Raw genomic sequence first — 20,840 nt, 5'->3', positions numbered from 1 at the left:
GTAACGCGGAAGTCAGAATTCCGGAACCCACCTTGTTGTCACGTACTCAACAAGAGATGGTCATCGCGGGCCGCCGCCCCCACCGGGAACCTCACCGGTGGACCCCCCACCCGCAGGCCTCTGCCAACCTCTCTCTGGAGGCTGTACGTTGCGTACGTCACCCCCCAATTCCCCCCACATACGCGGCAACTGGCGCAGACTCGGCACCGCCGCCGCCGCGACCACCGCGCTCCTGCTCGCCGGACTCGGCACCGCGGCCCACGCGAGCGCCGCCACCACCCCCCACAAGGCGACCGCCAAGACGATCGCCGCGCAGGTCGCCAAGGCCCACGTGCAGTACACGAAGATCGGCTGCGCCGCGACCCCGAAGAAGGGCTTCGCCGCCTGTAACGCCCTCCGTGTGACCGGCGGCACCACCGCCTTCATGGAGAAGCAGGCCGCGCTGAAGGGCGTCACGCCCAGGACCATCTCCCCGAAGGCCGCCTCGGACGACCCCACCGGCTACGGCCCCTCGGACATCCAGTCCGCCTACGGCCTGGCCTCCGCCGCCTCCTCCAGCGGCTCCGGCGAGACCGTCGCGATCGTCGACGCCTACGACGACCCGAACGCCGCCGCCGACCTGGCCACCTACCGCTCGTACTACGGCCTCTCGGCCTGCACGGTCGCCAACGGCTGCTTCACCAAGGTCAGTCAGACCGGCTCGACGACCTCCCTCCCGACCGCCGACAGCGGCTGGGCCGGAGAGGAGTCCCTCGACCTCGACATGGTCAGCGCGACCTGCCCGAACTGCAACATCCTCCTGGTCGAGGCCAAGTCGGCGAGCGACGCCAACCTCGGCACCGCGGTGAACGAGGCCGTGAAGCTGGGCGCGAAGTTCGTCTCCAACTCCTACGGCGGCTCGGAGTCCTCCTCCGACACGTCGTACGACACCTCGTACTACAAGCACGCGGGCGTCGCCATCACCGCCAGCGCGGGCGACGAGGCCTACGGCGCCGAGTACCCGGCCGGCTCCCGCTACGTCACCTCGGTCGGCGGCACCGCCCTCAAGACCTCCTCGAACAGCCGCGGCTGGACCGAGTCCGTCTGGAAGACCAGCAGCACCGAAGGCACCGGCTCCGGCTGCTCCGCGTACGACGCGAAGCCCACGTGGCAGACCGACACCGGCTGCACCAAGCGCATGATCTCCGACGTCTCCGCGGTCGCCGACCCCGCCACCGGCGTCTCGGTCTACGACACCTACGGCGACGACGGCACCGGCTGGGGCACCTACGGCGGCACCAGCGCCTCCTCCCCGATCATCGCGAGCGTCTACGCCCTCGCCGGCACCCCCGGCAGCAGCGACTACCCGGCGTCGTACCCCTACGCCGCGGCCGGCACCTCCGCCCTGAACGACGTGACGAGCGGCAACAACGGCTCCTGCTCGACGAGTTACTTCTGCACCGCCGGCTCGGGCTACGACGGGCCGACCGGCTGGGGCACCCCGGAGGGCGTGTCCGCCTTCACCGGCTGACCGCACTCCACTCCGCGAGAACCTCCCCGTCGGGTCACGGGGAGCCGCCGGCAGAGGGGGACGTGGGGTCCCCTCGGCGGAGCGAATGGCAACGGGCCGCGGCAACCAGCCGCGGCCCGTTCGCCATGCCCCACACCTCATGCGTCCGTGTGCTAAGCGACTGCGTGACCAGTGGAAACACCATGGAAATACTGTGAGTTGGGTCAAGCGGGCGCCACCCGATGGCCATCGGACAGCCATCGGAACGTAAGGCCCAGACCCCGTTCGGCAATACGGAGGTCAGGATTCCAGCAGCCTCTTGTTGTCGCGTACTCAACAAGGGATCGTCATCGCGGGCCGCCCCCCACCGCCGGGGAAACCGCACCGGCGACACGCACCCGCACCGCCCCTGTTCCACCGACTCAGGAGGCTGCACCTTGCGTACCACGACCCCCAACTCCCCCCACACGCACGGTAGATGGCGCCGCACAGGGTCCGTCGTCATAGCCACGGCCGCACTCGTCTTCACCGGCCTCGGCACCGCCGTACAGGCGGACGCCGCGGCGAGCGCCACCACCTCCACGAAGGTGACGTACGCCGCCACCCCCTGTGCGACCCCCAAGCACACGGGCGACCTCACCTGCAAGTCCTACCGCGTCACCGGCGGCCTCACCGCCTTCCAGAAGGCCCAGGCCGCGAAGACCGGCATCACCCCCAAGGCGGCCGACGCGTCGACCCCCTCCGGCTACAGCCCGACCAACCTCCGGTCCGCCTACGGCCTGACCTCCGCCGCCGCCTCCAACGGCTCCGGCGAGACGATCGCGATCGTCGACGCGTACAACGACCCGAACGCCGAGGCCGACCTCGCCACCTACCGTTCGTACTACGGCCTTTCGGCCTGCACGACGGCCAACGGCTGCTTCAAGAAGGTCAGTCAGACCGGCTCGACGACCTCGCTGCCCTCCAGCGACGCGGGTTGGTCCGAGGAGATCTCCCTCGACCTCGACATGGCGAGCGCGATCTGCCCGCTGTGCAACATCACCCTCGTCGAGGCCACCAGCGCCAGCTACGCCAACCTCGGCACCGCCGAGAACGAGGCCGTGACCCTGGGCGCCAAGTTCGTCTCGAACTCCTACGGCGGCTCCGAGTCCTCCTCCCAGACGACGTACGACACCTCGTACTACAAGCACGCGGGCGTGGCCATCACCGTCTCCTCCGGTGACAGCGCCTACGGCGCCGAGTACCCGGCAACGTCCCAGTACGTGACGGCAGTCGGCGGCACCGCCCTCTCCACATCGTCCTCCACCACCCGCGGCTGGACCGAGTCCGTCTGGCGCACCTCCAGCACCGAGGGCACCGGCTCCGGCTGCTCCTCCTACGACGCCAAGCCCACCTGGCAGACCGACACCGGCTGCACCAAGCGCATGGAGTCCGACGTCTCCGCGGTCGCCGACCCCGCCACCGGAGTCTCGGTCTACGACTCCTACGGCGTCACCGCCGGCTGGTACACCTTCGGCGGCACCAGCGTCTCCGCGCCGATCATCGCCGGCGTCTACGCCCTGGCCGGCACCCCGGCCAGCGGCACCTACCCCGCGCAGTACCCCTACGACTACGCGGGCACCTCGTCCCTCAACGACGTCACCAGCGGCTACAACGGCTCCTGCTCGACGGCGTACTTCTGCACCGCCGAGACCGGCTACGACGGCCCGACCGGCTGGGGCACCCCGGAGGGCATCTCGGCCTTCGCCAACTGACGGTGACCTGCCCCCCACCCTGAGCTGATCCTCCGTCACATGACGTGCCACAGTGGGTCGTGGGGGCCACACCTGGCACGAGAGAACGGGCCGCGGCATCCAGCCGCGGCCCGTTCATCATGAGAACATCAACGCGAACCAAAGCGAGTAATCAGGGGCTAACGACCGAACCACGGACAGGTTCCGCTCCAGAATCGTTGCCCGGCGTTACCTACCGTGATACACAGAGTGACCGTACGGGGTATTCGTACGAAACCCGCCAATCAATGACGCCAAGTCGACATCCGACGGCGTCTTTGTCGGCGACAATGATGCCTGACCTCTGCGCACCTGCAGGGGACGCGGAACTACCCACCAGGGGCGGTGACTTACATGCTCTTCGCGGCCGACAAGGGAGACATCAACACCATCATCGGGGGGATCGCTCCGGACTGGGGCCCCTTCGGCAGCCTGGGTAACGAGGCGAAGGTGATGATCGAGGTCGTGATGGCGGTCGCCATCCTGCTCTGCCTCGGTATCGCCGTATGGGGTGCGGCCAAACAGCGCATCGGCGCGACGGCGCTCCGCGACACCTTCAGCGCGGAACAGGGCAAGGGACTCATCGTCGCCGGCCTGACCGGCGTCTTCATCATCGGCTCCCTCGGCACCCTCTTCACCATCGTGTACGGCATGGCCGTGTAGCCGTCCGACCGGAGCCCCCTCCCCGTCTCCCCACCCATCCACTCCCCCGCCCGTCGTGCCCACCGGCTGAGGTTGCGTTTCCCTGATGTCGAGTCACCACTCCGCGCCCGCGCGGGAACCAGCACGGCTACCGTCGTACTTCCAGATGTTTCTGGACGACGGCGAAGGGGCGTACCCGGCATGAGTCCCGGAGACGAGCACGAGACCTCCGGCGGTTACGGCGGCACCGGCCAGACCCGCACCCGCCTCCCCCAGGGAACCGGCGGCGACATCTACGGCGGCGCCCGCCGCGGCGGCAGATCCTCCTCCTCCAAAAGCCTGGTGACGGTCGTCGCAGTCGTCGTCCTCCTCATCGCCGCCATCGCCTTCGCCAACCGCGGCGACGGCACGTCGGCCTCGAACAACGGCACCACGTCGAGCGGTTCGAAGCCGGATGCCGCGTCCACGGCGGCGACGGGGACGAAGCCCGTGCAGTCGAAGGCGAGCGGGATCCCGGCCGGGTTCGCGCACGACCAGCAGGGCGCGGAGAGCGCGGCGACCAACTACGCGACGGTGCTCGTCTCGGCCGACATCCTCAAGCCGGCCCGGCGGGCGGAGATCGTGCAGCAGGTCTTCGCCGCAGACAAGCAGACCGCGCTGGAGAACAGCCTCGACCAGGCCTACTCCAAGGACTTCCTGAGCAAGCTCGGCCTGGACGAGAACGGCAACGCGACCTCGGGCAACACCTACGTCTCCCGCACCGTGCCCATCGGCACCAAGGTCACGAGCTACTCGGACACCGCGGCGACGGTGGAGGTCTGGTGCACCGGGCTGTACGGCACCGCCGGCACGGCCTCGACCAACCCGGTGACCAGCGACTGGTTCACCCTGACGCTCCACCTGCGCTGGGCCGACACCGACTGGAAAGCCGACAGCTTCTCCCAGAAGGACGGCCCGGCCCCTGTCCCCGGTGACAACAAGGCATCGACCGCCGACGCCATGGCCAAGGCCGTCCAGGAGTACGGAGGGTTCACCTATGCCCGGTAAATCGGGTCGCGTACTCAAGGTCGCGGCCGCCCTCACCGCCGTACAGACCACCGCCGTACTGCTGGCCACCCGCGCCGTCGCAGCCCCCACGCCGTCCCCCTCACCCTCCGGGAAGGCGGATTGCAGGCTGCTCGTCGCCGACGCCAAGGACATCTGCGAGAACGGCAAGGCCGGCGCCGGTTCCGGGACCACCACCCCCAGCACCACCGACACCCTCGACCCCCTCTCCTCCCTCGGAAAGGGCTGCGCCGAAGCCGCCTCCTGGACCATCGACAAGCTCAGCGACGCCGTCAAAGAGACAGCGAACGTCGACTTCACGAACCCCAGGTTCCTTCAGCAGTACGCCGTCGTCTTCGCCGCGTCCACGATCCTCACCCTTCTCCTGTGGCTCCTCGCGGTAGCGAAGCGCGCGGTCCGAGGCGTCCCCCTCACCACCGCGATCTCCGAAGCCATCGGCTTCCTCTGGCTCACGGTCATCGCCTCCGCGTTCACCCCCCTGATCCTGTACACCGTCGTCTCCGCCACGGACGGCATCACAGAGGTCCTCGCGAAAACCACCGGCAACCAGACGGACACCTTCTTCGGCAACTTCTCCGGCGCCCTCGCCAAGGGCAACAACATCGGCGGCGGCCCGATCATGCTGATCGTGGTCTCCCTGGTGTCGATCCTCGCCGCCGGCGTCCTCTGGCTGGAGCTCGTCATCCGCGCAGCCCTCCTCTACGTCGGCGCCCTCCTCGGCACCGTCGTCTACGCGGGCCTCGTCGACAAGAACCTGTGGGGCCACGTCCGCCGCTGGGCCGGCATCATGATCGCGGTGATCCTGGTCAAACCGGTCATCGTGATCGTGCTCGGCCTGGCCGGCGCGCTGTCCACCGCCGACGGCCCGGACTCGTTCTCCGCCGTAGTCTCCGGCCTCGCGATCATCCTGCTCGCCATCTTCGCCAGCGCGATGATCTACCGCTTCGTCCCCGGCTTCGGCGACGAGATCGCCGGCGGCCGCAGCAACCGCATCATGCAGGGCGCCGAAGGCAAGGCCGCCGCGGTCATCAGCTCCCCGGCCACCATGGTCGCCCAGGGCATCAAGACCCACAGCTCCCGCGCGAACGACGGCGGAGGCGGGGGCGGCCAGTCCTCGTCCGGCGGCGGCGCCCGCCCGTCCAACCCGATCTCCGGCGGCGTCGCGGCCCACAGCAGCCGCCCGTCGAGCGGCGGCGGCGGAGCAGCCCCCTCCGCCGCGCCCGCACCCCGCCAGAGCCCGGCGAACACCCCGCACGCCCGCAACAACCGCACGGGAGGTGAAGGGCGTTGACGACAGAGGCCCACCTGTCCCATCCGATCACGCCCCGCCGGACCTATCTCATCGGCCGTGCCCGGCCGAACGCGATCGTCGGCAAGAATCGCGAGACCGGCGAGATCGCGCTCATCATCGTGGGCGCGTTCCTCGGCATGATGAGCGGACTCCTCGTCCCCGTCCTGTCCCTGCGCATCGTGCTGCTGACGGGCTTCCCGATGCTCGCGCTGATGGCGGTCTACGTCCCGTACAAGCGCCGCACGTTCTACAAGTGGTTCGAGATCAACCGCAGTTACAAGCGGACCCTGCGCAACGGCACGACGTACCGCTCCTCCGTCGTGGAGGCCGGCGTCCACCTCGACGGCCGCGAGGTCGAGGTCGGCCCGCCGCCCGGGATCGGCCGCATCAACTGGCTGGCCGCCCCCTTCGGCCCGGACGAGATCGCCGTACTCCTGCACGCCGACCGCCGTACGGTCACCGCCGCGATCGAGATCGAGGGCCCGGGCGTCGGCCTGCGCGACAGCGAGGACCAGGAGGCCCTCGTCGACCGCTTCGGCACGCTCCTCAAGCACGTGGCGAACGGCGACGGCTTCGTCACCCGCATCCAGATGCTCGCCCGCACCCTCCCCGCCGACCCGGACGCGCACGCCAAGGACGTCGCCCAGCGCGGCGACGAGAAGTCACTGACCTGGCTGCAACAGTCGTACGACCAACTCCAGTCGATGGTGTCCACCAGCAGCGAGCAGCACCGCGCCTACCTCGTCGCCTGCATGCACTTCACCCGCGAACTCTCCGCCGAGGCCCACGCGATGGCCCGCGCGTCCCGCCCGCACGCGGGCCGCAAGCTCGACCGGGACGCGGGCCTCGCGGTCGTCATGGCGCGCGAGTTGACGGACATCTGCTCCCGTCTCCAGGAAGCCGACATCCGCGTACGGCAGCCGCTCGGCCAGGGCCGGCTCGCCTCGCTCATCCACTCCATGTACGACCCGGACCACCCCATCGACCACCTCCAGGCGATGACGAAGCGCAACGCCTGGCCGGCCGAACTCGACGCCATGGAACCGACGTTCCTCCAGGCGAAGACCCGTGAGTCGTCGACCCGCGAACCGTGGTGCCACGCCACGGCCTGGGTGAAGGAGTGGCCGATGACCCCGGTGGGTGTCAACTTCCTTGCCCCGCTCCTCGTCCACACCCCGGACGTGATCCGCACGGTCGCCGTCACGATGGACCTCGAACCCACCGAGGTCGCCATCGAACGCATGCTGACCGAGAAGACGAACGACGAGGCCGACGCCTCCCGCGCCGCCAAGATGAACCGCACCGTCGACCCCCGCGACGTCGCCGCCCACGGCCGCATGGACCAGCGCGGCGAGGACCTGGCGAGCGGCGCGGCCGGAGTGAACCTGGTCGGCTACATCACCGTCTCCTCCCGCAACCCCGAGGCCCTCGCGCGCGACAAGCGCACGATAAGGGCGTCCGCGGGCAAGTCGTATCTGAAGCTGGAGTGGTGCGACCGCGAACACCACCGCGCGTTTGTGAACACACTGCCGTTCGCCACCGGCATCCGGAGGTAGGGCTCAGATGCGGGATCCGCTGTCCGTCCTCACCGACGCCTTCACGTCCTTCCTCTTCGGAAAGATCGAGTCCACCCGCCTCCCCGTCCGCACGTCGACAGGCCAGGCCCAGGCGGTCTACCTGCCGACGGCCGCCCCCGGCCTCGGCGACTCGGGCGTCATCATCGGCCGCGAGGTCTACTCCGGCAAGGGCTACATCTACGACCCCTTCCAGCTCTACGGCCAGCAACTCCCCGCCCCCCACTGGCTGGTGCTCGGCGAGTCCGGCAACGGCAAGTCGGCCCTGGAGAAGACGTACGTCCTACGCCAACTGCGCTTCCGCGACCGCCAGGTGGTCGTCCTGGACGCCCAGGGCGAGGACGGCGTCGGCGAATGGAACCTGATCGCGGAGGAGTTGGGAATAACCCCTATCCGCCTGGACCCGACCGCCGCCCTGGACATGGGAATCCGCCTCAACCCGCTCGACCCGGCGATCACGACGACGGGCCAACTCGCCCTGCTCCGAACGATCATCGAGGTGGCGATGGGCCACGGCCTCGACGAACGCTCCGGCTTCGCGCTCAAGGTGGCGCACGCCTACGTCAACGAGACGATCGTCGAACGCCAGCCGGTCCTCATGGACATCGTCGAGCAACTGCGCCACCCCGAACCGGAGTCGGCCGAGGCGATGAACGTCGCCATAGACGACGTACGGGCCTGGGGCCTGGACGTCGCCCTCGTCATCGACCGCCTGGTCGACGGCGACCTGCGAGGCATGTTCGACGGCCCGACGACGGTGGGCATCGACCTCGACGCCCCGCTGATCGTCTTCGACCTGTCCCACATCGACCGCAACTCCATCGCCATGCCCATCCTGATGGCGATCGTCGGCGTCTGGCTGGAACACACCTGGATCCGCCCCGACCGGAAGAAGCGCATCTTCCTCGTCGAGGAGGCCTGGCACATCATCAACAGCCCCTTCGTGGCCCAACTCTTCCAGCGCCTGCTGAAGTTCGGCCGCCGCCTGGGCCTGTCGTTCGTGGCGGTGGTCCACCACCTGTCGGACGTCGTCGACGGAGCCGCGGCAAAGGAAGCCGCGGCGATCCTCAAAATGGCCTCGACACGAACGATCTACGCCCAAAAAGCGGACGAAGCCCGGGCAACCGGGCGGGTGTTGGGCTTGCCACGCTGGGCGGTGGAGATCATCCCCACCCTCACCCCCGGCATCGCGGTCTGGGACGTCAACGGCAACGTCCAGGTGGTCAAACACCTGATCACCGAGACGGAACGCCCCCTCGTCTTCACCGACCGCGCGATGACCCAGTCCTCCCGCGAACACGACCAGGAAGTGACCGACGACGCCCTTCGCGCCGCCGAGTTGGAGGCCGAGGAACGCGCGGCGGCCTTCATGGAACAACAGTTGAGCGATCTCGACGGCTCCTCCGAGTCCACGGTGGCGTGAACGGCGGTGGCATGACATGAGACCGGACGACGGTGGACGCGAGCGCCAAGGGGGCATCCCCGACGGCCTGTTGGTGAGCCTGCTCGCGTTCCTCATCGGCATGACGTTGCTGGTCTGGTCGGCCACCGGCCTGGCCGCCCTGTTCTCCAAGGGCAGCTGGCCGACCGGCGTGACCTTCGCCCGCACCCCGATGGCCATGCGCCACCTGATCGCCCAGCCCCACGACATCACCGGCGCCTGGCCCCAGTCCCCACCCGCCGAGTTCTCCGGCTACGGCCTCTTCTGGGGCCTGTTCATCGGCGAGTTGATGATCCTGGTCGTCCTGACGGTGTTCGTGATGGGCACGCTGGCGAGATGGCGGGCTGTACGGGCAAGAACTCGGGCGGCGGGACTGGTCGTCCCGCCTTCACCGGAGCCCCACGAGGTACCGATACAACGCCCGGAACCACCACAACAACCGCAGCCGACGGTCCTCCTGGAACAGGCGCCACCTGCACCGGTCTCCTCAACTTCTCTGTCCAACGGTGAACGGGTGGGTGGGTGGGAAAAAGTCTTTCTGGCGACGGCGGAAAGCCGCCAATCCACCGCCACCCAAGCCGTAAGGGACGCGGAAGGCCCAGCCCTGGTAGTCACGTCCAACCCCGCCATCTGGCAGGACACAAAGGACGCCAGAGCCAAACTCGGCCCGGTCCTCCTCTACGACCCCACCCACCTCTGCGACACCCCGGCCCGCCTCCACTGGTCCCCCACAACGGGCTGCGAGGACAAACCAACAGCGGTAAAGAGAGCCGCCGCCCTCCTCACCCCGGTAAGACCCACGGCAAAGATCGACCAGGCGGTGGCGGACACAGCCGAAACGCTCCTCCGCAGCTACCTGCACGCCGCCGCCATCGACGGCCGCACCATCCGCCACGTCCACCGCTGGTCCCAGGGCACCCAGATCCAGGACGCGGTGAGAATCCTCCGCACCAACCCCAAGGCAGCCCCCGGTGCGGCGGGCGAACTCGAAGCCGCACTCACGTCCCACCCCGAACGCCGGGACATCGCCCAGGAGTTGACGACCCGCGCACTGTCCTCCCTCTTCACGGTCAACATCCGCGAAGCCTGCACACCCAACAGAACTGACGCCCTCTCCTTGGATTCCTTCGCGAACGAAGGGGGCACGCTTTATCTGGTCGGTGAATCCATCGAGGACCCCCGTACGAACCCGGGCGCGATGCCTCTCCTCACCGCCCTCGCATCAAGCGTGGTCGAGCGCGGCCGGCACATGGCCGAACGGTCATCGGCCGGTCGCCTCGACCCACCAATGACGCTTGTCCTGGACGACGTCGCCGCCGTGGCCCCGCTCCCCCAACTCCCCGAACTCCTCGCCACGGGCGCGGACCGAGGCCTGCCGACCCTGGCCCTCCTCCGCTCCAGAGAACAGGCCAGGGCCCGCTGGCCCCATCACGAACTACCGGTCTAGCAACAGGACTTACGGCGCCCACAGCCACGGCTACGGCCGCTCGACCGCCATCTCCAGCTCACGCTCGTCCGCGTTCCCGCCCAACGGCACGACGACGCCCGTGGGTATGAAGCCTGCCTTGCCGTAGAACCGCCGGGCCCGCTCGTTGTCCTCGTGCACGATGAGCCGCACCCGCTCGACCCCACGCCCCCAGGCCCACTCCAGCGCAGCGTCGAAGAGCACCTCGGTCAACCCGATGCCCCGCACCTCCGGCCGCACGAACACCCCGACGATGTGCCCCTGCTTCCGCTCGACCGCAAAGCCGGCCCAGTCGACCGTCCCGGCCTCCTCAAGCAGCACGGTCGCCGTCCCGACCCACTCCCCGTCCGGCCCCTCCGCAATGACCTGCTGAGCCTTCTCAGCACCTTCGGCAGCCCCTACGGCCCGCTCCTGATAGAAGGAGTCCGGCCGGGCCAGCGCCGTGTCGTAGGTCTCCAGGAAGGCAAGGTGCGCGACGGGATCCTGCAAGGCGACGAGCCGCAGCTCCTTCGCCGCGGCCCACTCGTCGGCGCGTATCGAACGGATCTTGTAGTTCATGCCAGTCACGGTAGCCGAAACGCAGAAAACCCCCGTACCGAATAAACGGTACGGGGGTTTTCGCAATATTTGTTCGGCGGCGTCCTACTCTCCCACAGGGTCCCCCCTGCAGTACCATCGGCGCTGTAAGGCTTAGCTTCCGGGTTCGGAATGTAACCGGGCGTTTCCCTCACGCTATGACCACCGAAACACTATGAAACAGACAACCGCACCATCACCGTGACCATGGCAATGGGGTTGTTCGTGGTTTCAGAACCAACACAGTGGACGCGAGCAACTGAGGACAAGCCCTCGGCCTATTAGTACCGGTCACCTCCAGCGGTTACCCGCCTTCCAGATCCGGCCTATCAACCCAGTCGTCTACTGGGAGCCTTAACCCCTCAAGGGGGTGGGAACACTCATCTCGAAGCAGGCTTCCCGCTTAGATGCTTTCAGCGGTTATCCCTCCCGAACGTAGCCAACCAGCCATGCCCTTGGCAGAACAACTGGCACACCAGAGGTTCGTCCGTCCCGGTCCTCTCGTACTAGGGACAGCCCTTCTCAATGTTCCTGCGCGCGCAGCGGATAGGGACCGAACTGTCTCACGACGTTCTAAACCCAGCTCGCGTACCGCTTTAATGGGCGAACAGCCCAACCCTTGGGACCGACTCCAGCCCCAGGATGCGACGAGCCGACATCGAGGTGCCAAACCATCCCGTCGATATGGACTCTTGGGGAAGATCAGCCTGTTATCCCCGGGGTACCTTTTATCCGTTGAGCGACGGCGCTTCCACAAGCCACCGCCGGATCACTAGTCCCGACTTTCGTCCCTGCTCGACCCGTCGGTCTCACAGTCAAGCTCCCTTGTGCACTTACACTCAACACCTGATTGCCAACCAGGCTGAGGGAACCTTTGGGCGCCTCCGTTACTCTTTAGGAGGCAACCGCCCCAGTTAAACTACCCATCAGACACTGTCCCTGATCCGGATCACGGACCCAGGTTAGACATCCAGCACGACCAGACTGGTATTTCAACGACGACTCCCCCTGAACTGGCGTCCAGAGTTCACAGTCTCCCAGCTATCCTACACAAGCCGAACCGAACACCAATATCAAACTGTAGTAAAGGTCCCGGGGTCTTTCCGTCCTGCTGCGCGAAACGAGCATCTTTACTCGTAGTGCAATTTCACCGGGCCTATGGTTGAGACAGTCGAGAAGTCGTTACGCCATTCGTGCAGGTCGGAACTTACCCGACAAGGAATTTCGCTACCTTAGGATGGTTATAGTTACCACCGCCGTTTACTGGCGCTTAAGTTCTCAGCTTCGCACACCCGAAAGTGCACTAACCGGTCCCCTTAACGTTCCAGCACCGGGCAGGCGTCAGTCCGTATACATCGCCTTACGGCTTCGCACGGACCTGTGTTTTTAGTAAACAGTCGCTTCTCGCTGGTCTCTGCGGCCACCCCCAGCTCAAGGAGTAAATCCTCTCACCAGTGATGGCCCCCCTTCTCCCGAAGTTACGGGGGCATTTTGCCGAGTTCCTTAACCATAGTTCACCCGAACGCCTCGGTATTCTCTACCTGACCACCTGAGTCGGTTTAGGGTACGGGCCGCCATGAAACTCGCTAGAGGCTTTTCTCGACAGCATAGGATCATCCACTTCACCACAATCGGCTCGGCATCAGGTCTCAGACTTAATGAATGGCGGATTTGCCTACCACTCGTCCTACACCCTTACCCCGGGACAACCACCGCCCGGGATGGACTACCTTCCTGCGTCACCCCATCACTCACCTACTAACCGCTTGGGCCGGCGGCTCCACCACTTTCCATTCCCCGAAGGGTCCGGAACGGCTTCACGGCCTTAGCATCACGATGCTCGATGTTTGACGCTTCACAGCGGGTACCGGAATATCAACCGGTTATCCATCGACTACGCCTGTCGGCCTCGCCTTAGGTCCCGACTTACCCTGGGCAGATCAGCTTGACCCAGGAACCCTTAGTCAATCGGCGCACACGTTTCTCACGTGTGTATCGCTACTCATGCCTGCATTCTCACTCGTGAACCGTCCACCACTAGCTTCCGCTGCGGCTTCACCCGGCACACGACGCTCCCCTACCCATCCATACAGGCGTTGGCCCTATTGTATGAATGACACGACTTCGGCGGTACGCTTGAGCCCCGCTACATTGTCGGCGCGGAATCACTAGACCAGTGAGCTATTACGCACTCTTTCAAGGGTGGCTGCTTCTAAGCCAACCTCCTGGTTGTCTCTGCGACTCCACATCCTTTCCCACTTAGCGTACGCTTAGGGGCCTTAGTCGATGCTCTGGGCTGTTTCCCTCTCGACCATGGAGCTTATCCCCCACAGTCTCACTGCCGTGCTCTCACTTACCGGCATTCGGAGTTTGGCTAAGGTCAGTAACCCGGTAGGGCCCATCGCCTATCCAGTGCTCTACCTCCGGCAAGAAACACACGACGCTGCACCTAAATGCATTTCGGGGAGAACCAGCTATCACGGAGTTTGATTGGCCTTTCACCCCTAACCACAGGTCATCCCCCAGGTTTTCAACCCTGGTGGGTTCGGTCCTCCACGAAGTCTTACCTCCGCTTCAACCTGCCCATGGCTAGATCACTCCGCTTCGGGTCTTGAGCGCGCTACTATATCGCCCTATTCGGACTCGCTTTCGCTACGGCTTCCCCACACGGGTTAACCTCGCAACACACCGCAAACTCGCAGGCTCATTCTTCAAAAGGCACGCAGTCACGACTGTATGTGCAAGCACATACAGCGACGCTCCCACGGCTTGTAGGCACACGGTTTCAGGTACTATTTCACTCCGCTCCCGCGGTACTTTTCACCATTCCCTCACGGTACTATCCGCTATCGGTCACCAGGGAATATTTAGGCTTAGCGGGTGGTCCCGCCAGATTCACACGGGATTTCTCGGGCCCCGTGCTACTTGGGTGTCTCTCAAACGAGCCGTTGATGTTTCGACTACGGGGGTCTTACCCTCTACGCCGGACCTTTCGCATGTCCTTCGCCTACATCAACGGTTTCTGACTCGTCTCACAGCCGGCAGACTGTGAAAGAGAGATCCCACAACCCCGTACACGCAACCCCTGCCGGGTCTCACACGTATACGGTTTGGCCTCATCCGGTTTCGCTCGCCACTACTCCCGGAATCACGGTTGTTTTCTCTTCCTGCGGGTACTGAGATGTTTCACTTCCCCGCGTTCCCTCCACTTGCCCTATGTGTTCAGGCAAGGGTGACAGCCCATGACGACTGCCGGGTTTCCCCATTCGGAAACCCCCGGATCAAAGCCTGGTTGACGACTCCCCGGGGACTATCGTGGCCTCCCACGTCCTTCATCGGTTCCTGGTGCCAAGGCATCCACCGTGCGCCCTTAAAAACTTGGCCACAGATGCTCGCGTCCACTGTGCAGTTCTCAAACAACGACCAACCACCCGTCACACACCGCTTACACGATGCTTTACCGGGGTCGGCACTGAAGGCAGCTTGTTACAGCCGTGCCCTCAGACACCCAACAGCGTGCCCGGTATCCCCGTCACTCATGGTCAGCTTTCCACGCCCCGAAGAGCAGTACTTGCAGCCCGAGATGAGCGGCGACACCGAATAATCAACGTTCCACCCTTGAGCAACCACCGCAGAACATTTGCCTGCGTAATGGCCCTGGACCACCAAGCAAGCTTGGCGGCCTAGATGCTCCTTAGAAAGGAGGTGATCCAGCCGCACCTTCCGGTACGGCTACCTTGTTACGACTTCGTCCCAATCGCCAGTCCCACCTTCGACAGCTCCCTCCCCACAAGGGGGTTGGGCCACCGGCTTCGGGTGTTACCGACTTTCGTGACGTGACGGGCGGTGTGTACAAGGCCCGGGAACGTATTCACCGCAGCAATGCTGATCTGCGATTACTAGCAACTCCGACTTCATGGGGTCGAGTTGCAGACCCCAATCCGAACTGAGACCGGCTTTTTGAGATTCGCTCCACCTCACGGTATCGCAGCTCATTGTACCGGCCATTGTAGCACGTGTGCAGCCCAAGACATAAGGGGCATGATGACTTGACGTCGTCCCCACCTTCCTCCGAGTTGACCCCGGCGGTCTCCTGTGAGTCCCCGTCACCCCGAAGGGCACGCTGGCAACACAGGACAAGGGTTGCGCTCGTTGCGGGACTTAACCCAACATCTCACGACACGAGCTGACGACAGCCATGCACCACCTGTACACCGACCACAAGGGGGGCACTATCTCTAATGCTTTCCGGTGTATGTCAAGCCTTGGTAAGGTTCTTCGCGTTGCGTCGAATTAAGCCACATGCTCCGCTGCTTGTGCGGGCCCCCGTCAATTCCTTTGAGTTTTAGCCTTGCGGCCGTACTCCCCAGGCGGGGAACTTAATGCGTTAGCTGCGGCACCGACGACGTGGAATGTCGCCAACACCTAGTTCCCACCGTTTACGGCGTGGACTACCAGGGTATCTAATCCTGTTCGCTCCCCACGCTTTCGCTCCTCAGCGTCAGTAATGGCCCAGAGATCCGCCTTCGCCACCGGTGTTCCTCCTGATATCTGCGCATTTCACCGCTACACCAGGAATTCCGATCTCCCCTACCACACTCTAGCTAGCCCGTATCGAATGCAGACCCGGGGTTAAGCCCCGGGCTTTCACACCCGACGTGACAAGCCGCCTACGAGCTCTTTACGCCCAATAATTCCGGACAACGCTTGCGCCCTACGTATTACCGCGGCTGCTGGCACGTAGTTAGCCGGCGCTTCTTCTGCAGGTACCGTCACTTGCGCTTCTTCCCTGCTGAAAGAGGTTTACAACCCGAAGGCCGTCATCCCTCACGCGGCGTCGCTGCATCAGGCTTTCGCCCATTGTGCAATATTCCCCACTGCTGCCTCCCGTAGGAGTCTGGGCCGTGTCTCAGTCCCAGTGTGGCCGGTCGCCCTCTCAGGCCGGCTACCCGTCGTCGCCTTGGTGAGCCATTACCTCACCAACAAGCTGATAGGCCGCGGGCTCATCCTGCACCGCCGGAGCTTTTAACCCCCACACATGAGTGCAGGAGTATTATCCGGTATTAGACCCCGTTTCCAGGGCTTGTCCCAGAGTGCAGGGCAGATTGCCCACGTGTTACTCACCCGTTCGCCACTAATCCCCACCGAAGTGGTTCATCGTTCGACTTGCATGTGTTAAGCACGCCGCCAGCGTTCGTCCTGAGCCAGGATCAAACTCTCCGTGAATGTTTTCCCGTAATCGGGATCACATACACGAGAGCGGAACAGTCAGGCGGAATAAGCCCGACCGTTCACAGCGTCCTCGCTGTATGTTTTCTTCAAAGGAACCTCGCCCCAACCATCGTGATGATGAGCTGGAGACGGGGTATCAACATATCTGGCGTTGATTTTTGGCACGCTGTTGAGTTCTCAAGGAACGGACGCTTCCTTTGTACTCACCCTCTCGGGCTTTCCTCCGTGCTTTTCCCTTCGGTCTTGCGTTTCCGACTCTATCAGACCGTTTCCGGTTCCGATTTCCTCGGTGCTTTCCAGGTTTCCGCTTCCGCGTTTCCCTTTCCGGCGGTTCCGACTCTACCAGATCCTTTCGGGCCTGATTCCCAGTCAGAGTGGGCTGCCTTCCCGGCCGTTGGGCCGTTCCGACGTCTCAAACCTTAGCCGATTCCCCCGGCGGAGTTCCAATCGAGGCCCAGTGACCTGATCGAACAACAGCCGAGCCCAAATCGAATTGAATTCGGGCACGCCGAAATCAATCCCGTTGGGAGATCGTGCGGTTGGTTTGGGTTGCCGCTGTCGCGGCGGAGGTGCTGCCGGAGAACCGTTACGGCTCGGCGGCAACCCGAAGAACTTTACGGATCGAGCAGGGGACTGTCAAGCACCCTCTGTCAAGATCTTTTATTCGAGGTCGCTGAGCCGGCCGCCGGCGTCCGGCTGGGCGTGCTCCACCCTGCGCAGCAGGCGGGTCAGGACCTCGCCGAGGACTGTGCGCTCCACCGGGGAGAGGTCCTGGAGGAGGTCCTCCTCGAAGACCGTCGCCATGCGCATCGCCTCCAGCCACTTGCCGCGACCCTCGGGCGTCAGCTCCACGATCACGCGGACGCGGTTGGACTCGTCCCGCTCTCTGGTGACCAGGCCCTCGGCGACCATGCGGTCGATCCTGTGGGTCATCGCGGCCGGCGTGAGGCCGAGGCGCTTGGCGAGGTCGCTCGGGCCCATCCGATAGGGGGCGCCGGCGAGGACGAGCGCCTTGAGGACCTCCCACTCGGCGCTGCTCATGCCGAGGTTCGCGGTCTGGCGGCCGTAGGCGACGTTCATGCGGCGGTTCAGGCGGCCCAGGGCCGAGACGATCTTTTCGACCTGGGGGTCGAGGTCCTTGAACTCGCGCTGGTAGGCGGCGATCTGCTCGTCGAGTGTCGGTTCGCCCATGGGCGTCAGTATCGCACGGGGTCGCTTGGCGTTGAAGTCCTTCTAGATGTACTGTTTAGCTTCGAAGTCTTCGGTACTAAGAAGTACCGATGGCGACCAACTACCTGATTGAGGTGACCGTGACCAGGGCGATGGGCGCAGCGATGCGCCGGATCCACGTGGGTAACGCACTCAGCGCGTTCGGGCTCGGCTTCACGGTCCCCTACCTGTACGTCTATGTGGCGCAGGTGCGGGGACTGGGGGCCATGACGGCGGGTCTCGTACTCGCCGTCTTCGCCGTGGCCGCGTTGATCGTGCTGCCGTTCGCCGGGCGGGCCATCGTCCGGCGCGGTCCCCGACCGGTTCTCCTCGTCGCCCTGGTTCTGGCCGCCGTAGGGTCGATGAGTCTGGGGCTGGCGGGGACCGCGACCGCTGTGTTGCTGTCGGCTGCCGCGCTCGGGGCCGGGCAGGCCGTGATGCAGCCGGCGCTCGCCACGATGATCGTGGACTGTTCTACGGCGGACACGCGCTCGCGTGCCTTTGCGATGCAGTTCTTTCTGCAGAATCTCGGGCTCGGTGTCGGCGGGCTCATCGGGGGTCATCTGGTCGACACGACCAGCGCGGCCTCGTTCACGCTGCTCTTCGGGATCGAGTCGGCGATGTTCCTGGTGCTCGCCGGGGTGATGGCGACCGTGCGGATGCCGCATTCGCCGGTCATCGGTGACGCTCCCGCGCGGTCGTCCGCCAAGGGGGCCTGGAAGCAGTTGCTGGGCAACCGAGCCATGGTGCAGCTGAGCGTGCTCGGCTTCGTGCTGTTCTTCGCCTGCTACGGGCAGTTCGAGTCGGGGTTGAGTGCGTACGGGATCGAGGCCGCCGGTATCTCGACGTCCGCGCTCGGTACGGCGCTGGCCGCCAACACCGCGATGATCGTCGTCGCGCAGTTCGCGGTGCTGAAGTTCGTCGAGCGGCGTCGGCGCTCGCGCGTGATCGCGGCCGTAGGGATGATCTGGGCGCTGGCGTGGGTCACGGCCGGGTTCGCGGGGCTCGGGCACGGGAGTCAGGAGATGGCTACGGCGGCCTTTGTGTCGACGTACGCGCTGTTCGGGCTGGGGGAGGCGATGTTGTCGCCGACCGTCGCTCCGCTGGTGGCCGATCTGGCGCCGGAGGGGATGGCCGGGCAGTACAACTCGGCCTTCGCCCTCGTCAAGCAGCTCGCGCTGGCCGTCGGGCCCGCGGTGGGCGGGCCGTTGGGGGCTTCGCTGCCGGGGCCGTATGTCGTGACGTTCTTCTTGTTCTCGCTGGGGATCAGCCTGCTCGCCGTGAAGCTGGGGCGGCAGTTGACCGCCGTACAGGATCAGCCTTGGCGGGCGAAGGGGAGTCTGGTCGTCGCTCGCGGGAGTGTGGAGCCCGTAGGGGTCGAGGCGTAGGTCAGGCCGGGGGTGTCTTGGGGAGTACGAACTCGCACCAGACGGCCTTGCCTCCGCCTGGGGTGCGGCGGGAGCCCCAGTTCGAGGCGATGGTCGCCACGATCGCGATGCCTCGGCCCGACTCGTCGGCCGGTTCCGCGCGGCGGCGGCGGGGCAGGTGGTCGTCGCCGTCCGTGACCTCGACGATGAGGCGGCGGTCCGTGCGGCGCAGGCGCAGGCGCATGGGCGGGGTGCCGTGCTGGAGGCTGTTGGCGACCAGCTCGCTTGCGGCCAGGACGCCCAGGTCGTGGAGTTCGGTGGGGAAGCGCCAGCTGGTGAGGACTCCGGAGGCGAACGCACGCGCGCGTGGGGCCGCTTCCACTCCGCCGAGCAACTCCAGGGCCGCGTTGCGGAAGAGGTCGCCGGCCGGGCCGGTGCGGGCCGGGTGCTGGATGACCAGGACCGCGACGTCGTCGTCGTGGTCCGCGGTGACGCCGAGGGCGCGGACCAGGCGGTCGCAGACGACCTGAGGGGTGCCGGTGGCGCCGGCCAGGGCGCGCTCCAGGGAGGCGATTCCCTCGTCGAGGTCCTCGTCCCGGCGCTCCACCAGGCCGTCCGTGTAGAGAACCGCCGTAGAACCGGGGCTGAGGGGGATCGAGCCCGAGGAGTGGATCCAGCCGCCGGTGCCGAGTGGGGGGCCGGTGGGTTCGTCGGCGCGCTGGACCGCGCCCGTCTCGTCGCGGACGAGGATCGGGAGGTGGCCGGCCGAGGCGTAGACCAGGCGGCCCTCGTTCGGGTCGAAGATGGCGTACACGCAGGTGGCGATCTGGTTCGCGTCGATCTCCGTGGCGAGGCCGTCCAGGAGCTGGAGGACCTCGTGCGGGGGCAGGTCGAGGCGGGCGTACGCCCTTACCGCCGTGCGGAGTTGGCCCATGACCGCCGCCGCCCGGACGCCTCGGCCCATGACGTCGCCGATGACCAGGGCGGTGCGGCCGCCGCCGAGGGTGATCACGTCGTACCAGTCGCCGCCGACCGCCGCCTCGGTGCCGCCGGGCTGGTAGGTGGCGGCGATGCGCAGGTCGTCGGGTTCTTCGAGTTCCTGGGGGAGCAGGGAGCGCTGGAGCGTCACGGCTGTCTCGCGCTGGCGGCGTTCGCTCGCGCGGAGGCGTTCGGCGGCCTCGGCGTGGTCGGTGACGTCGGTGGCGAAGATCAGGACGCCGCCCTCCGCGCTGTCGGCGCTCACGGCGACCGGGGTGCACGTGAACGTGTACGAGCGGCCGCCGGGCGCCTTGCGGGACTTGAGGGTGCGGGGCTTGCCGCTGCGCAGGACCTGGTCCAGGAGCGGGAGCAGGCCCAGTTCGTCGAACTCGGGGAGAGCCTCGCGGGCCGGTGCGCCCAGGGGGCGGGTGCCGAAGGCCGCTGCGTAGGCGTCGTTGACGTACGCGATGCGCTGGTCGGGGCCGTGTACCAGGGCGACGAGGGCCGGGACGCGGTCGAGGACCTCGCGGACGGGCAGGTCCTCGACGGCGGGGACCGGTGGCGGCTCGTCGGTGAGCTGCTCGGCGCGGGCCGCGGGCACGGAGCCTTCTCCTCGCCGGTCCGGGGTGACCGTGTGGTCGGTCCGCGCTGCGGCGCGGCGCTGCGTTCCGGGGAGCCGGGCGCTCCAGCGCGTGAAGTTCACGAATCCTTGCCTCGTGTAGGTGTTGTCGGCCCGCTC

At 66.0% G+C, this 20,840-nt stretch carries 12 protein-coding genes and 3 rRNA genes; 9 read left to right on the top strand and 6 right to left on the bottom strand.

Going from position 1 to position 20,840, the window contains the following annotated elements; genetic code table 11:
* Positions 1 to 148 precede the first annotated feature (148 nt).
* From OG194_RS24800 to OG194_RS24765, 8 genes are all read left to right on the top strand, one after another.
* A complete protein-coding gene (locus OG194_RS24800) occupies positions 149 to 1,510 on the top strand; it encodes a S53 family peptidase (protein WP_327402998.1) in 1,362 nt (453 codons plus the stop codon).
* A gap of 416 nt (positions 1,511 to 1,926) precedes the next feature.
* A complete protein-coding gene (locus OG194_RS24795) occupies positions 1,927 to 3,243 on the top strand; it encodes a S53 family peptidase (protein WP_327402997.1) in 1,317 nt (438 codons plus the stop codon).
* 372 nt (positions 3,244 to 3,615) lie between these two features.
* Complete coding sequence (locus tag OG194_RS24790; protein WP_019065418.1) at positions 3,616 to 3,924, top strand: hypothetical protein; 309 nt, start codon at positions 3,616 to 3,618, stop codon at positions 3,922 to 3,924.
* A gap of 180 nt (positions 3,925 to 4,104) precedes the next feature.
* On the top strand, positions 4,105 to 4,950 hold the full coding sequence (locus OG194_RS24785) for a hypothetical protein (protein WP_327402996.1): 846 nt from the start codon (positions 4,105 to 4,107) through the stop codon (positions 4,948 to 4,950).
* Positions 4,940 to 6,259 carry a hypothetical protein gene (locus OG194_RS24780; RefSeq protein ID WP_327402995.1) on the top strand — a complete coding sequence of 440 codons (1,320 nt, stop codon included), beginning with the start codon at positions 4,940 to 4,942 and terminating at the stop codon, positions 6,257 to 6,259. Before OG194_RS24785 ends, OG194_RS24780 begins: the two co-directional genes overlap by 11 nt.
* Complete coding sequence (locus OG194_RS24775) at positions 6,256 to 7,815, top strand: SCO6880 family protein (RefSeq protein WP_327402994.1); 1,560 nt, start codon at positions 6,256 to 6,258, stop codon at positions 7,813 to 7,815. Before OG194_RS24780 ends, OG194_RS24775 begins: the two co-directional genes overlap by 4 nt.
* Before the next feature lie 7 nt (positions 7,816 to 7,822).
* Positions 7,823 to 9,256 carry an ATP-binding protein gene (locus OG194_RS24770; RefSeq protein WP_019065414.1) on the top strand — a complete coding sequence of 478 codons (1,434 nt, stop codon included), beginning with the start codon at positions 7,823 to 7,825 and terminating at the stop codon, positions 9,254 to 9,256.
* A gap of 16 nt (positions 9,257 to 9,272) precedes the next feature.
* On the top strand, positions 9,273 to 10,721 hold the full coding sequence (locus OG194_RS24765; protein WP_327402993.1) for a type IV secretory system conjugative DNA transfer family protein: 1,449 nt from the start codon (positions 9,273 to 9,275) through the stop codon (positions 10,719 to 10,721).
* Between the two features lie 30 nt (positions 10,722 to 10,751).
* Here OG194_RS24765 and OG194_RS24760 read toward each other — a convergent pair whose 3' ends face one another.
* From OG194_RS24760 to OG194_RS24740, 5 genes are all read right to left on the bottom strand, one after another.
* Complete coding sequence (locus OG194_RS24760; RefSeq protein WP_327402992.1) at positions 10,752 to 11,297, bottom strand: GNAT family N-acetyltransferase; 546 nt, start codon at positions 11,295 to 11,297, stop codon at positions 10,752 to 10,754.
* 71 nt (positions 11,298 to 11,368) lie between these two features.
* Positions 11,369 to 11,485: ribosomal RNA gene (rrf, locus tag OG194_RS24755) — 5S ribosomal RNA — on the bottom strand.
* A 91-nt stretch (positions 11,486 to 11,576) separates the two neighbouring features.
* A 23S ribosomal RNA gene (locus tag OG194_RS24750) occupies positions 11,577 to 14,699 on the bottom strand.
* A gap of 314 nt (positions 14,700 to 15,013) precedes the next feature.
* A 16S ribosomal RNA gene (locus tag OG194_RS24745) occupies positions 15,014 to 16,541 on the bottom strand.
* The 16S, 23S and 5S rRNA genes sit together here, the layout of an rRNA operon.
* Before the next feature lie 666 nt (positions 16,542 to 17,207).
* The gene (locus OG194_RS24740; protein WP_019061611.1) at positions 17,208 to 17,738 is read right to left on the bottom strand and encodes a MarR family winged helix-turn-helix transcriptional regulator; all 531 of its coding nucleotides are present in this window, start codon (positions 17,736 to 17,738) and stop codon (positions 17,208 to 17,210) included.
* An 89-nt stretch (positions 17,739 to 17,827) separates the two neighbouring features.
* Between OG194_RS24740 and OG194_RS24735 the strand changes: the two genes are divergently transcribed.
* On the top strand, positions 17,828 to 19,144 hold the full coding sequence (locus OG194_RS24735) for an MFS transporter (RefSeq protein ID WP_327402991.1): 1,317 nt from the start codon (positions 17,828 to 17,830) through the stop codon (positions 19,142 to 19,144).
* 1 nt (position 19,145) lies between these two features.
* On the opposite strand, the gene OG194_RS24730 is transcribed toward OG194_RS24735, so the two are convergent.
* Entirely contained in the window at positions 19,146 to 20,804 is a 1,659-nt protein-coding gene (locus OG194_RS24730) for an ATP-binding SpoIIE family protein phosphatase (protein ID WP_327402990.1), read from the bottom strand.
* Positions 20,805 to 20,840 lie beyond the last annotated feature (36 nt).

The organism is Streptomyces sp. NBC_01288, from assembly GCF_035982055.1.
Classification (GTDB): domain Bacteria; phylum Actinomycetota; class Actinomycetes; order Streptomycetales; family Streptomycetaceae; genus Streptomyces.
This window is presented reverse-complemented; position numbering and strand designations above follow the sequence as displayed.